Annotated in this window: 9 protein-coding genes; 5 read left to right on the top strand and 4 right to left on the bottom strand. The window is 61.1% G+C overall.

Annotated elements, in window-relative coordinates; genetic code table 11:
- Positions 1–110 precede the first annotated feature (110 nt).
- Positions 111–1877 carry a DUF1963 domain-containing protein gene (locus ACZ1JC_RS04260; protein WP_465149055.1) on the bottom strand — a complete coding sequence of 589 codons (1767 nt, stop codon included), beginning with the start codon at positions 1875–1877 and terminating at the stop codon, positions 111–113.
- A 159-nt stretch (positions 1878–2036) separates the two neighbouring features.
- Complete coding sequence (locus ACZ1JC_RS04265) at positions 2037–2672, bottom strand: TetR/AcrR family transcriptional regulator (RefSeq protein ID WP_465139155.1); 636 nt, start codon at positions 2670–2672, stop codon at positions 2037–2039.
- Positions 2673–2843: 171 nt separating this feature from the next.
- On the opposite strand from ACZ1JC_RS04265, the gene ACZ1JC_RS04270 reads away from it, so the two are divergent.
- The gene (locus tag ACZ1JC_RS04270; protein WP_465139154.1) at positions 2844–5174 is read left to right on the top strand and encodes a TonB-dependent receptor; all 2331 of its coding nucleotides are present in this window, start codon (positions 2844–2846) and stop codon (positions 5172–5174) included.
- A gap of 12 nt (positions 5175–5186) precedes the next feature.
- Positions 5187–6518 (top strand): glycoside hydrolase family 1 protein, encoded by a 1332-nt coding sequence (locus ACZ1JC_RS04275; protein WP_465139153.1) that lies wholly within the window; start codon positions 5187–5189, stop codon positions 6516–6518.
- 55 nt (positions 6519–6573) lie between these two features.
- Here the strand turns inward: ACZ1JC_RS04275 and ACZ1JC_RS04280 are convergent, their stop codons facing one another.
- Positions 6574–7605, bottom strand: a complete 1032-nt coding sequence (locus tag ACZ1JC_RS04280) for a Rieske 2Fe-2S domain-containing protein (protein WP_465139152.1) — start codon at positions 7603–7605, stop codon at positions 6574–6576.
- A gap of 105 nt (positions 7606–7710) precedes the next feature.
- Here ACZ1JC_RS04280 and ACZ1JC_RS04285 point away from each other — a divergent pair, with 105 nt between their 5' ends.
- The 3 genes from ACZ1JC_RS04285 to ACZ1JC_RS04295 all read left to right on the top strand — a co-directional run bounded on the left by ACZ1JC_RS04285 (position 7711) and on the right by ACZ1JC_RS04295 (position 11308).
- On the top strand, positions 7711–8637 hold the full coding sequence (locus ACZ1JC_RS04285) for a LysR family transcriptional regulator (RefSeq protein ID WP_465139151.1): 927 nt from the start codon (positions 7711–7713) through the stop codon (positions 8635–8637).
- Positions 8638–8874: 237 nt separating this feature from the next.
- Positions 8875–9900 (top strand): nucleoside hydrolase, encoded by a 1026-nt coding sequence (locus ACZ1JC_RS04290; RefSeq protein ID WP_465139150.1) that lies wholly within the window; start codon positions 8875–8877, stop codon positions 9898–9900.
- Positions 9901–9970: 70 nt separating this feature from the next.
- The gene (locus tag ACZ1JC_RS04295; protein ID WP_465140300.1) at positions 9971–11308 is read left to right on the top strand and encodes a family 1 glycosylhydrolase; all 1338 of its coding nucleotides are present in this window, start codon (positions 9971–9973) and stop codon (positions 11306–11308) included.
- Between the two features lie 248 nt (positions 11309–11556).
- Here the strand turns inward: ACZ1JC_RS04295 and ACZ1JC_RS04300 are convergent, their stop codons facing one another.
- On the bottom strand, positions 11557–14247 hold the full coding sequence (locus ACZ1JC_RS04300) for a glycoside hydrolase family 3 C-terminal domain-containing protein (protein WP_465139149.1): 2691 nt from the start codon (positions 14245–14247) through the stop codon (positions 11557–11559).
- Positions 14248–14378: the final 131 nt, after the last annotated feature.

Genomic DNA, 14378 nt, shown 5'->3' on the forward strand with positions numbered 1-14378 from the left:
CATGTCGGCACCGCCAATATCCGGCCCGTGGCTTTGACGGCATTTCTTAAGACTGCCTGTGCGGCTCGCAGACGATTATCCGCTTTCAACCACCGAAGCGGATATAGCCTCTAGTGGCATTCCAAGCACATCTCGGTGTCGGAAAAGTCGCAGGCATCAAGCTTGTCCGGACTGATCCAGAAGTAATAGGCTCCCAAATCCCCCCAGCACCAGTCCATCGCATCATCCGACGCGACCTGCAGCAACAGCATTTTGCGGTCCGTGGACCCTTCCCGTTCCGGATAAGGCAGTGCGTCGCTCTGTACGCCGTCATGATATCCGCCCATTCGGTGCGGCCGGTCCGAGGTGAGTCCACGCGCCGCGGCCTCGATGCCTGGGTGGTATTCCGCCGGAACCAACGCTCGCTTGTCATTATCAAGCCAATCCAGAAGAGCCCATTCTTTCATGCCTGACGGCGGGGTAAGTGCCGCCTTATCAGTCCGTTCCCGCAGGGAAAGGCGCCGCTTTGTCGAGCGATCGAAGTCGAGACGCAATTCAAGTGTGTTGAATGCATGCCCCTCGAATTTCACCTGCATGTCACGCCACTCTGCATCCGACAGTGGAGCTTCACTGGCCATTGACTGAACTTGCTCGGCGAGGAGGTCAGCGGCCTGGGCCGCCACTGCTCGCCATTGCAGGTGGCTTGCATTCAGGTCTACAAGCTGTCCCTCGAGATCCTCCGGTGTGGCACATCGGTCGAGAAGAGCGAGGCAATGCTCAACCTGGAGTTGTAAACGCTTGCTGTGTTCGCTCTGCCCACGCGCGTCGATCTCAGCCTTCTGCTTTATCATTTCCTCGCGCAATCCAGTGAGACCGCCCTCGGCGTGAAGCGCAGCGCGAGCTGCTGCGTTCATCACCTGCCTGGGTTCCTGGCGCATTCGCCGTGCGAGCTCCCGCAGAGCCTCAACAGCATGGCTGTGGGAGTAAGGTCGTATCTCCTGCAAATCACGGAATGAGGAATACGCCGCCCCTTCGTAAAGTACTTCGGCGAAGCCCGGCGGCGTTGCGAAACTCCGCTGGCCATCGCGATGCACTTCGTTTGGAAACGCGACCAGATCTACCGGCCAGCGCCGCCAGAATGGTGGAATATCGGCAGGCTCGAGGCCGCGATAACTTCCGCCACAATAAACCCCATCGTGCACTGGACCTGTATCCGAAGGCGGCTCTCGCTCCACACCGAACTCAAGGTTGTGCAGAATCCGAAAGGCATCAGGCCCGTCGGGGCAGCCTTGATTGGGATCAATGAACACCAGCAACCAGCCCTCTCGCGGACCGAGACCCCGCCAAAGTTCCTCCGGCAAATCGGCACAGCAGATCTGCGCAAGGAAGTGCAATGGCCGCTCGCCTCTACCCGGATCTTCAGCGCTGACCGAACGAGGCCATGCGACATGGTCAGGCATGCTCGGGAGGCCGCCGAGCCATGAACGCGTCTCCGCCGTTCGCCTTGGCGGAATCTGTCGCCGCAAGACCACGCTGACACTTTCGGGCACTGCGCCGGCCGATTTCTCGTTCTCGCTCGGTGCGGGGCGATCCCGCCGAGCTACCGCTGAAGCAGTGCTTTGGGGCTGCAATTCTTGCTCGGCGGCTATCATATCAGGAGTTACGAGGGGCCTGCGTCGGACGTGCTCCGGCCCGACGGACTTTTGCGGCCGGTCGTTGCCGGACGCATGAGCCGCCTTACCTCTACCTCGGAGCAAGCGTGGCAATTTCACGAGAAGGAAATAGATAGCTCCGCCGTAAAGCAGCAGCGGTAGAAATCCCATAATTTCCCAGAACAATTTCATGGTATGTTTCGCCCCCGGGCCTTGCTCGCCGAAAGCTAACCCTGAACCACTCATGGAAAATATTGGGTTAATTGCGGATTATCACAATCCGCTCCTCGTGTCGCAATGACGCTTGCCGCCCGCATTCCGGTCGTTCAGCACAGGGAGGGGAGAACCTGAAAGCCGCCGACCGAGAGGCGGCCGCTAAATCCGGCGCCAGAAAGTGTATGCCCGTTATGCTTCCCTCAAGGAACCTAGTTGAGCCATTGTGCCATCCGGGGCCGCGAGCTTGATGAGGCGAGACAGCAGCTCGATCGCATCTTCATTTTCCTGCCGATGCGGGAGATAGCGCTCGGCAATCGATAAACCACGTACTGACCACACCATCAGCCTCATGACCGAGCGCGCAAGCATCTCGTCGCCGCCAAAAGCTCCCCGCATCACGACAAGAGCGGATTTCTCCACCTCTTCCTGCATTGGCACAACCAAGGCAGCCAATTCGGCATCACTGCGCGTGGCTTGTAGAATTTCCAGCACCGCCAAACCCGAGGGTCGGTTCAAAACTGCCCAAAGCACCTTTGGCCAATCATCGAGGCGATCCCCGAGTCCGGTTGCGATCCGGGTTTCCTCATACTCCGCCATTTCGCGTTCGAAGACGTGCCGCACCACCTCTGCCATAAGAGCAGCGCGCGTGCCGAAATGATGCAGCATCGCGCCGCGCGAAACCCCGGCACGCTCGGAAATGATCGCGGTGACTGCGCCGGTGTAACCCAGATCGTGAATGGTTGCGATCGCAGCCTCAATCAGTGCGAGGCGCGTCTGCGCCGTGCGCTCTTCCTGAGTGCGCCGTGATTTGGCGATGCCCGTCATTAGCTTTCGTGTTCGCCTTGCATTCCCGCCTCTCCAGCTTCGAGGGGGTATCCAACCGCGAAACCGATAGCCAGTGATTAAAAACATTCATGCTTGACTGTTTGTATGGTCGATCCTTATCCCGAGCGTCAAGCGCCGGCCAATCGGCGCATCCTTTGGGAGGGATTTTGAATGAGCAAGGCAGCACTGTTCGTGGGCGTCAGCCTCATCGCCGCAGCCACCCCGGCATGGGCCCAATCCGCGAGTGACAGCGTGGCTGCAGTGCAGGACGGCGGCGTTCCCGAAATCGTCGTTAGCGCGCAGCGCCGGACGGAACGGCTTCAGGACGTTCCCGTCAGCGTCACCGCACTGAGCGCCGACACGCTGCGCTCGCGCAACGTCAACGATCTGACACAAGTCGCTTTGGCGGCGCCCAGTCTTCAGGTGGGCAGTGACAACACCTTTGCCGTTCGCGGGGTCGGTACCCAGGCTTTCGCGACCACCATCGATTCCAGCGTCGCCACCTCTCTCGACGAGGTCAATCTCGGCCGGCCCTTCCTCGCGCAAGGCCTGTTCAACGACGTCGAGCGCGTAGAAGTGCTCAACGGCCCGCAGGGGCTACTGTTCGGCAAGAATGCCTCCGCAGGCCTGCTCAATGTCGTGTCCGTCCGACCAAAGCTGGGAATGCTGGAAAGCGAGACCAGCCTGGAACTGGACAACCGCGAAACCCCCGGAAGCGAGGCGGCATCCTGGTCGGCGATTGCGCGCCAGACGATCAACGTGCCCGTCGGCGAGAGCGGCGCCCTGCGTATCAACGGCACTTATTCGCACGAAGAGCCCGGTACCTCTTTCGTGGGCCTGCGCGGGGTTCGCAACGATCTTGATCGCGAACAGTATGGCGTACGGGCCAAGTACCTGCAGGAGGTCACCCCCTCGCTCGAACTCTACGTGATCGGCGACTATGCGGAATCCCATGGGATCGCCGGGATCTACGACCGGACCTACCGTTCGCTCGGAGCCGGCAGCGCAAACGCTGCGCCGTTGGCTGCTTCAGGCATCGTGCCGGGTGACGACAACTTTACATTTGCGGGCGATGGCGGGTTCTGGCGCGATCTCAAGCTCGGCGGCGCACAGGCCTCGCTGGCATGGACCAGCCCTAGCGGGGTCGTCATCAGCGACATCGCGGCGTGGAAATTCTACAACTACGATGCCCAGCTGGACACGGACTTCACCAGCAGCAACGGCGCCAGCCGCAACTGGTCTCACGCCGATTACGACCAGTTCTCCAACGAACTGCGCGTTGCCCTGCCGGCCAACAACCCACTCTCCGGGCAGGCCGGCCTCTATTACTTCCATTCGACCATCGATCAGCAGGGCCAGATCGCGGGCAACAACTATCTGCCCGACTTCCTTCTGCCCAGTTTCCCATTCTGTGTGGGAGGAAGTGCGGCGACGGGCTGCGCGACGAGCAACAGCTATTTTCTCGGCCGCGACAACAGCTATCGCATGACGACGGACAGCTACGCGGCGTTCGGGCAACTGACTTATGCCGTTACGGACGCGCTCAAGGTCTTCGCCGGCGGCCGCGTCACACGTGACGAGATATCGATCGATCTCGTCCAGATCCAGGATGCCTACTTCGTGCCTCTGGGCGTTCCGGGCAGTTTCGCCCAGAACTATGGTCATACGAACTTCAGCTGGCGCGCCGGGGGCCAATTCGAGGTGACCCGAGACGCAATGGTCTACGCGTCCTATGGTCGCGGCTACAAGGGGCCAGGCTTCAATGATACGGCGGCCTCCGCCGATGCAGATCTGCTGGTTCGCGGCGAAACGTCCGACACGGCCGAAATCGGCTTCAAGACCAGCTGGTTCCAGCGCAAGCTGGTGTTCAACGTCTCGGCATTCCACACCAAGTTCAAAAACTACCAGGTGCAATCGCTCGACACGGCGTTGCAGGCTTTCGTGGTTCAAAACGCGGCCTCGATCACCAGTAAGGGCATTGAGGCGAGCATCAATGCGGCCCCGCTGCCTGGCCTGACAATCAATGCCTCGGCTACGCTGCTCGATTCCAAATTCGGCGATTTTGCCGGCGCCGAATGCTATCCGGGCCAGAGCGATGCCAGCTGCGTGGCAACGGGATCGTTCAACGCCAAGGGCTATCGCACGCCCACCGCGCCGAAATTCACCTCCTCGCTTCAAGGTATGTACGAGTTCCAGACTTCGGGCAGCTGGCACCCCTTTATCGAGGCGAACTGGTACCACCGTTCCTCGATCAACTACCTGATTAACCGCGCGCCCGGCGCCAGCGTGCCCACGCTTGACCTGATCGGTGCCAGCGCCGGCGTCCGCCTTGATAATGGCATGCGCATCTCGGTGTTCTGCAAGAACTGCACAAGCCGGTACAATCCGAACTTCATCGGACTCGATTCCGGCGATTCCGTCGCAGGCATAGCCACTTATCAGCAGCAGTTCGGTTTCGATTCCGTGCGCACCATCGGCGCCTCCATTCAGTTCCGTTTCTGAAGGGAGGGCAGCGTGATCGATCGCATGTCGCGTCGTAGCCTGTTGCAATCCGCGGGCGCGGGGGTGGTTGCCGCCACTGCCGCGCCCCTGCTTGGCGCCTCAATCAACCGCGGCCGCTTGCCTCCTGATTTTCTCTGGGGGGCGGCCACGGCGGGGCATCAGGTGGAGGGCGGCAACGTCAATTCGGACAGTTGGGTTTCGGAGCACCTTACGCCCAGCGCTTTCGCCGAACCATCGGGCGATGCCTGCGACAGTTGGAACCGCTGGCAAGAGGATATCGATATCGTCAAGCGCATCGGCCTCAACACCTATCGCTTCGGCATCGAATGGTCGCGGATAGAGCCCGAACGCGGAGAATGGTCACTCGCCGCGCTCGCGCACTATCGCCGGATGCTGGATTATTGCGCGCAGCTCGGGCTGCGCGCGATGGTCACGTATTCGCATTTCACTGTTCCCCGCTGGTTTGCCGCAGCCGGTGGCTGGGAAGAGCCCGCCAACATCGATCTTTTCGTCCGGTTCTGCGAAAAAGCGGCGCGGGCACTGGGCCCAGGGTATAGTCACGCCCTGACGTTCAACGAACCCAACCTTGCCGCGCAGCTTTCCTGGCAACCCGATTTCCGCCAGGCCATGTCGCTATTCGCGATGGGCAATGCGGCTGCTGCAAAACAGGTGGGATCCGATCGCTTTTCTTCGACGCTGACTGCCGCCCCGGCGCGCGTCGTTCCCAACCAGATTGCCGCACATCATCGCGCTACGGAGGCGATCAAGTCGATCCGGCCTGACCTGCAATTGGGGTTGAGCCTCGCCATGGCGGATGAACAAGCGGCGGAGGACCAGGCGTTGAATGGCAGCAGCGCATTGCAGCGCAAGATTGCGGAAGTCTACGCGCCGTGGTTCGCTGCCGTCGCGCAAGACGACTTCGTCGGCGTCCAGACTTATGGCCGCAATATCGTTGGGAGCGACGCCGATGTCCCGCCCCCAGCCAATGTCGAACGCACCCAGACCGGAATGGAGTTCTACCCCGAAGCACTGGAAGCCACGGTGAAATGGGTTGCCAAGGCAACAGGACGCCCCGTGATCGTCACCGAAAACGGCGTTGCCACCGACGACGACAGCCGCCGCATCGTCTACATCGATCGCGCCCTCGCCGGTCTCGGCCGAGCAATGGCGGCCGGCGCCGATGTGCGCGGGTACATTCATTGGTCGCTGCTCGACAATTTCGAATGGAACCGCGCTTACACCGCGCGCTTCGGCCTCGTCGCCGTCGATCGGAAGAGCTTTGCCCGAACCGTCAAGCCCAGCGCCTTGCATCTGGGAAGGTACGCAGCGGGCAATCGGCTCTGAGCTTTCGCATACGAGAGGGCACCCGCGCGCGCGATGGGGCGGGTGCCGGTTCTCATCATGCGTCTTCTTCCTCGCGCAGCAGGCGTGCGATGAACTGCCGCGTGCGCCGGCCACCGGTATCGCTGGCGATATCGATCATCGCATGCCCCGGATCAGCAGAAATTCGCAGCTGCTGCAATTCCAGCACGTCCTGGTCTTCACGGAACGTCCGCGCAGTCTGTTCGAACACCTCGTCAGGGATTCCGTCGCGCAGGATGTTTGTGGCCATCGACCAGAAATAGTGCGTGGTCGTGGCAGTCTCGGGGGTGATCCCGTGAAACCCGCGCATGGAGAAACCGTGTTCGCGCCTGCCCTCGAACGCGCCGGTGCCGGCATCGCAGGCACCAGTATGGATGCGGATCAGCACCGGCTCGAACTCGATTTCCTGCCAGCGATCGATGCGCCCCGCAAAGCCTGCGGCATCGACATACGTGGGCGGAGGATCCGAATCCGGCATGTGACGCGTCACCCGGACGCCGTTGGCGAGCTTTTCGGAATGGGTTCTGGTCTTGAAGTGAAGCTCCGGATTTCCGCCAATCGTGTTGGCGTGGATGTAGGGCAAGTGGGAAAGATCCATCAGGTTGTCGACCAGCAGTTGCCAGTTGCCATTCACCGGGAAATGGGCGCTGCGCCACGCGTAATCCGGGTCTTCATGGATCGGATAGTTGGGAACGGGCACGGATAGGGCCTGCTCGGCGTCGCCCATCCATATCCACAGTAGGCCCTGTTGCTCCACCAGCGGATAGGCCCTGACCCGGGCCGTATCGGGAATCCTGTCCTGCGCCGGGATGCGCGAGCAGCGACCGTCTCCGGCGAATTCGAGCCCGTGATAGGGACACCGCAGGATGATCCCATCCACTACGCCTGCCGACAGCGGCATGGCGCGATGTATGCAGCGATCTTCCAGCGCCGAAGCAACACCGTCTGCCGCCCGCCACAGCACCACCGGCCGTTCGAGAAAGGTGCGCCCAATGCGGCCGCCCGGCTGAAGTTCGCTGCTCCAGCCGGCCACATACCAGGCATTTTCAATGTACAGCCTCTCGCCCATCCGGCCTCTCCTTATCGTCTTTGTCTACGCAGGGTAGCGCGCACCGGCTTGATCGGCAGGAGTGTTTGTTGTGATATAGCTTATCAGAAACAGGAATATGCTGGCGTGGACTACCGTCGTTTCGACCTGAACCTCCTGGTCGTCCTGGATGCGCTGCTTGACGAACGCGGCGTCAATGCAACCGCGCGCCGTTTGGGGATGAGCCAACCCAATGTCAGCTTTGCGCTCAGCAAGTTGCGAGCGCAATTCGGCGACGAACTGCTGGTTCGCAGCGGTAACACCATGCAGCCGACCGCTCTCGGCGCGGCCTTGCGGCACCCCATTCGGCAGATGTTGTCGAGCATCGAAGGAGAAATCTTTGCGACGCGCAGTTTCGATCCATCGACGGCCAAGCGAAAGTTCGTCATCAGCACATCGGATATCGGCGAACTGGTTTTTCTCCCTAGACTGATGGCCGAAATGGCGTCCCGCGCACCGGACGTAACCCTTGAATCTCGTTCGATGAGTCCTGACGAATTGGCAGGGGCCATGGCCGATGGCGCTGTCGACTTGGCACTGGGGTATTTCCCCGATCTGGTCGGAAGCAATTTCCTGACCCAGAAACTGTTCGATCATCCCTTTACCTGCATCGCGCGGGATGGGCATCCGCAGGCTTGCAGCGGGTGGTCGCTGGAAACTTTCCTTGGGCAGGGGCACATCGTCGTGGCGCAGCGCGGACGCAGCCAGGAACTGTTCGAGGCGCGTCTCGCTGAGATGGGCCTTTCCCGGCGCGTCCAATTGCAATCACCCCATTTCATGAGCGTGCCGCTGCTGGTGGCGGGATCAGACCTTATCAGCACGGTACCCGCTGCGGTGGGCGCCATCTTCGCGACGATGGCACCCTTGCGCCTGATCGCGCCGCCGCTGCCGCTTCCCATAATCAGCTTGCAGCAATTCTGGCACCGCCGCGTCCATGACGATCCGGCCGTGCAATGGCTTCGCGGTCTTATCGCACATCTGTTTCTCGGTCGAGATCCGTCACCGCAGGCATAGTCATTGGCCAATCGCGGCGGAGCAATTCATAGCAGTTCCCGCCCCCTTCGCAGACGTTGATTGCGTTGTCAGCCAATCCAAAAACCAGCCATTCGATTTGGCTACAGGTCCGGAGTCGCGTGTTCCCAGTTTCGTACTTCGAGCATAGGCAGAGCCTATGCTTCTGCAAAAAATACCTATTTTACATGATGTTTTGAATGGGTAACAAAACGCGAGAAAACAAACAGGAGAGGTAGATTGCCCCATAAAATGGGTCGCCGAAGCTTTGTCGGGTCGACGATGGCGCTCGCTAGCGCTCTCGCCATGCCCGGAAGTGTATTCGGCAAACAGCCTGCCTTGGCGCGTGTAATCCTCGACAACGACTTCGCCGGCGACCCGGACGGGTTGTTCCAACTTGCCCATCACGTACTGTGCTCGTCGGTAAAGATTCCGCTGATCATCGGATCGCACCTTCCTGCCAAGTTCGGAAGTGGACACGATGCCCAGGATGCCGTTGGTCGGGTTGGCGAAGTTCTGGATCTCATGAACCTTGCCGACAAGTACAAGGTCATGGCCGGATCCGAGAGGCCGATCCCGTCGCGCACGACCTGGAAACCCAGTGCGGCATCGGCTGCAATTGTCCGCGAGGCCATGCGCGAAGACGCCACCGAGCCTCTGATCTATGCGGCCGGCGCAGGGCTAACCGATCTCGCGCTCGCCTGGTTGTCTGAGCCGCGCATTGGTCGCCATATGAAATTGATCTGGATCGGCGGAAACACTCACGCCGGCTTTGGAAATCCCGGGGCCAAGCCGGGCGAGCCGGAATTCAATTTCTCGATCGATCCGATAGCGGCGCAAGTGCTGTTCAACGAATCCGATATCGAGATCTGGCAAGTGCCCTCGGATGCTTACTGCCAGATGCTGTTCAGCACAGCCGAGCTTGAAGAACTCGGCGCGCAGAGCCGTCTGGGCGCCTACCTGAAAGCCAGGGTCGATGCGATACCGGAGATGTTCGCCAAGATACCGGGCGTCCCCCCAGTGGCCATGACCGACGCCTACGTCCTGGGCGACAGTCCGCTGGTGACATTGACCGCGCTGGTTCCGCCAATGCAGCCAGATCCTACTTCGAGCCGGTACAAGTTGCTGCCAACGCCAAGGCTGCTCGACAACGGAAGCTATGAAGAACGTCCGGGTGGACGTCCCATGCGGGTTTATACCTATCTCGATGCGGGGCTGACATTCAGGGACATGCTGGCGCGTTTCAGGCTTCATTCTGCCGCATAAGCTCCGGAACAAATGCCTATCTGATTTCATGGCTGGGCATGCCCGCCCGCCTTTTCACCAAGGACTCCCTATGATCGACCGACGTTCACTCATCGCCGGTGCTGCCGCTTTCGCCGCGGCGCCTACGCTTGCCGGAAAGGCCGCCGCCGCTCCCGCCCAGAGGCGAGCCTTGTCAGGATCGTCCAGCTTCCCTTCCGGCTTTCTGTGGGGGGCGGCCACTGCCGGCCACCAGATCGAGGGTAACAACACGAATTCAGACCAGTGGCTTCTCGAGAATGTGCAACCCACCATCACCGGCGCGCCCTCGGGGGATGCCGTCAACAGTTTCGAGCTGTGGCGAGACGATCTCGATCTCGTGAAAGGCATGGGGCTCAATGCCTTTCGCTTCAGCCTCGAATGGCCGCGCATCGAGCCGGAGCCGGGGATGTTCTCGCGCGCCATGCTCGATCACTACAAAGCCATCATCGATGGCTGCCGGGAACGCGGCATTGCGCCGGTCGTCTCCTTCAACCACTACACCACGCCGCGCTGGTTCGCCGCCCAGGGCGGATGGTTGCATCCCAATGCGAGCGACCTGTTCACCCGCTTCTGCGAACGGGCGGCCAAGCATCTGGCAGGCGGGATCGCCATCGCGACGACCTTGAACGAGCCGAACCTGCCCCGGCTTCTGCCCTTCGTTCTGCCCCCGCAGTTCATGGGTGGCTTGCGAGCCAATCTGGCGGCAGCCGCAAAGGCGGCAGGCGTGCCGCGCTATCTGGTGGCCAATACCGTCTTGCCGGAGGACGTCCCCGCCCTGACCGCGGCGATGATCAAGGGCCACAAAAGTGCGCGCGCCGCGATCAAGGCCGTCCGCCCCGATCTTCCCGTCGGCTTCACCCTGTCGATCGCCGACGACCAGGCCGTCGGCGCGAATTCGATCCGAGACCGGATGCGGGCCGAACTCTACGGAGACTGGCTGGCCGTGGCGCGGGACGACGATTTCGTGGCCATCCAGAATTACGAACGGATCCTGTGGGGCAAGGATGGCCGCTTGCCGGCGCCTGCCGGCACGCCGCGCAATTTTCGCGGTGCCGAAGTATACGCTCCTTCCTTGGCCGGTGCGGCCCGATACGCCCACCAGGCGACCGGCAAGCCGGTCCTGGTGACCGAGCACGGTGTCGGAACCGACGACGATACGATCCGCGCCAACCTTATCCGCGACGGCTTACGGGAACTTCGCGAGGCGATGGCCGAAGGGGTCCCGGTACAGGGCTATATCCATTGGACGCTGATGGACAATTACGAATGGGGAGCGGGAGTCGGGCATGGCGCATTTGGGCTTGCCAGCGTCGATCCGGTTACGTTCAAGCGGTCTCCCAAGCCGAGCGCCCTGGTTTTGAAGGCGATCGCTCAGCCGAATTCGCTTTGAATATCCAAGCGAGATAGATTGAATGAATAAAGGGGGGTAGCAAAGACTTCGGTTCTCGCTACCCCTGTATTTGAACGAAGCATCGGCCAATCGGCCAATGCTTCCGTTTGCGCCGGCAAACTAAGGTGTCACGTCGAGCGAAGACGCTCCGTTCCCTTGATGCCGCATTTTCCAAAATCGTAGACAGTCATTGGAAGGTCGGCACCGTGCCAACCTTTATGACAGCGGGATGGATTTCGAGATCCTGGTCATTCCGGAATCACCACGCTCTCGCTGATGTCGAACGCAGCGCTCTGGAATGGCACCCCGGTTTCCGGCTGGCCGGAGCCGACGCTTACCCGGTAGTGTCCGGCCAGCATTTCCCGAACACCTTCCGGCGTCACGCTGCTGAGGTCCCGCGGGGAAAGCGCAAAGGAAATCTCTTTGGCTTCCCCCGGTCGGAGTTCGATGCGCCGGAAGCCGCGGAGAGCCAGCCTGGGGGTCCCTTTCGCCTCCGGGAAGTTCAGATAGAGCTGAGCAACCTCGCCGCCCGCGACACGGCCGGTGTTCCGGACTTGCGTCGTGATCGTGACGGCGTCGCCCTGGTTCGAGCGCGTCACCACGAGCGGCGCATAATCGAAAGTGGTGTAGCTCAGGCCATAGCCGAACGGGTAGACCGGCTTGCCCGGAAAGTAGCGATAGGTGCGCCCCTCCATCCGATAATCGTCAAAGGGCGGCAGATCGTCGACACTGCGATAGAATGTGAGCGGCAGGCGGCCCGACGGGTTCGCCTTGCCCACCATCGCATCGGCGACTGCCCGGCCACCCGACTGCCCTGGATACCAGGCTTCAAGGATCGCCGCGGCATGGTCCTTGGGCCATTCGAGATTGATGGGACTGCCATTCATGGCGATCACGATCAGCGGCTTGCCGGTCCGACGGGCCTGTTCGAGCATCGCCAATTGGTCTTGCGGCAGATCGAGCGTGGTCTTGTCGCCGCCCTTGAAGCCGGGGATCTGCACCCGGCTTTCCTCTGCCTCCATATCCGAAGTCAGCCCGACGACCGCGACGAGCACATCAGCATTGGCTGCGGCGGCTTTCAGATCACCTTCAGGATCGTCGGAAATGCGCTTCCAGACCAGGTCGAGCCCGCCCATCTTGCGCGATTGTCCCGTGACCGTGAGCGGGTATTTCTGTCCGGCGACGAGCTTGACCGTCTGCAATTTCGGCAGGGCACCAAACGAATCCGGCCCCAGTTCGACGAAGGTCTTGCCCTGAAAAGTCATGGAACCGTTGAAGCCCGACAGGCCGAGACGATAGGTTCCGCTGACGGGCGGAACGAGGAACCCCGACCATTCGACCTTGTGATAATTCGTGACGCTCGCCAGATCGAGGCTGCGGCCGGCGACATCCGGTTCGATCCGGGTTGCGGCGGGCTTCGCCTGAACGATCAGCGGTTTCAAGAACTCGGGCATGCCGTCGGGCTTCACCGCTTTCGAAGCGGCTTCGTCGACATTGTAGTACCGCGCGAGCAGCCCCGGCTTGCCATCCGGCGTGCGCAGCGCCGAAGTCGGAACACGGTCGCCATCGGTGTAGCTCTCGCCGAACGGGGCAAGCGACACGTTCGCCGAGCCGAGTTGCTCCTTGAGGCCTTCGGCGACGGAAATCGGCCGTTTCGAGAGACTGGACGAATAGTTGCCGCGCAGAACCCGCGTCGCATCGGCGAGAGGCCCGATGAGGGCGACCCGCGTCCCCGCCTTCAGGGGCAATATTCCGTCATTCTTGAGGAGCACGAGACTTTCTGCCGCTGCCTTGAGCGCAAGCTCCTGACTGGGCGTGCTGTTGACTTCCGACAAGGGGACATCGGGCTGCGCGCGAAGTCCGCCGAGATCACCGACCCGGTATCTTGCCGAGAAAAGCCGGATCAACGCCTGGTCGATATCGTTCTCGCTGATCAGATCGCGTTGAAGTGCATCGCGATATCGTGCGGCAAGGTCGGGCAGATTGACCACGGTTCCATTCGCGCATTCGCTGTCGACACCGGCGTGCAGCGCCACGGCACCGGCCGTCGCAGCATCGGGCGCATATTTATGCGTGTCCGCGATATCCTTCACACCGTCGCAGTCCGAAACGACATAGCCCTTGAACCCCCAGGCGCCGCGCAGACGTTCCTTGAGCAGGAAATCGCTCCCGCACGCCGGCTGTCCGTCGATGCGGTTGTAGGCGCACATGATCGAGCCCGCCCGCCCTTCGACGATGGCCGCACGAAATGCAGGCAGATAGGTGTCTTCCATATCATGCCGCGAAACAAAGACGTTGGCGCTATGGCGGGTAGATTCCGGACCACTGTGAACGGCAAAGTGCTTGGGCGTCGCGATGACATTGGGACGGTCCGGATCCGGTCCCTGAATGCCCGTAACGAACGCCACGCCCATGCGCGCGGTCAAGAACGGGTCCTCGCCGTACGTCTCCTGCCCCCGGCCCCAGCGCGGGTCGCGGAAGATGTTGATGTTGGGAGACCAGGTGTTGAGCCCGGTACCGATCCTGTCCATGCGCCCGGTCTTGCGTGCGAGCGTATGAAGGGCGCGAAGTTCGACGCTGATGTGGCCGGCCACATCCTTGACGAGCCGATCGTCAAACGTCGCGGCCAGGCCTATAGGTTCCGGGAAGTTGGTCGTGGGGACTGTGCCCAGCGCACCATGCAGGGACTCCGTCCACCAGTTGTATTCCGGGACAGCGAGACGGGGAATGGCCGGCGCGGCATTGATCAGTTGCTCGACTTTCTCGTCGATCGTCATGCGCTCGACGAGAGCCGCTGCCATCGAGTTTGCCCTGTCTGACGATTGCTCGCCGCTCGACCGGGAGACTTCGGAGTGAGCCTCCAGCACTCCGGAGTTCGCCATGAGCGCAATGGTGAGCCAAATGGCAGATGTCCCGTGGGAACCTATCTTTCTCTTCATGCTCTCTCCCTCGTTGCGTATCAAGCGAGGCTCCGGCGAACGGAGAGATCGCTTGGTAGCGCTATCTATTTAGGGAATCGGCATATTGCCGGTGAGCCATTAAAACAAATCGCAATTTTTGTAGACAGTAT

The sequence above is a fragment of the Sphingomonas sp. BL-S-28 genome (assembly GCF_055521515.1).

Bases quoted from the DNA above. Each gene is read 5' to 3' on its own strand.
- ACZ1JC_RS04260 (WP_465149055.1), bottom strand. From the start codon at position 1,877: ATGAGTGGTTCAGGGTTAGCTTTCGGCGAGCAAGGCCCGGGGGCGAAA.
- ACZ1JC_RS04265 (WP_465139155.1), bottom strand. From the start codon at position 2,672: ATGACGGGCATCGCCAAATCACGGCGCACTCAGGAAGAGCGCACGGCG.
- ACZ1JC_RS04270 (WP_465139154.1), top strand. From the start codon at position 2,844: ATGAGCAAGGCAGCACTGTTCGTGGGCGTCAGCCTCATCGCCGCAGCC.
- ACZ1JC_RS04280 (WP_465139152.1), bottom strand. From the start codon at position 7,605: ATGGGCGAGAGGCTGTACATTGAAAATGCCTGGTATGTGGCCGGCTGG.
- ACZ1JC_RS04295 (WP_465140300.1), top strand. From the start codon at position 9,971: ATGATCGACCGACGTTCACTCATCGCCGGTGCTGCCGCTTTCGCCGCG.
- ACZ1JC_RS04300 (WP_465139149.1), bottom strand. From the start codon at position 14,247: ATGAAGAGAAAGATAGGTTCCCACGGGACATCTGCCATTTGGCTCACC.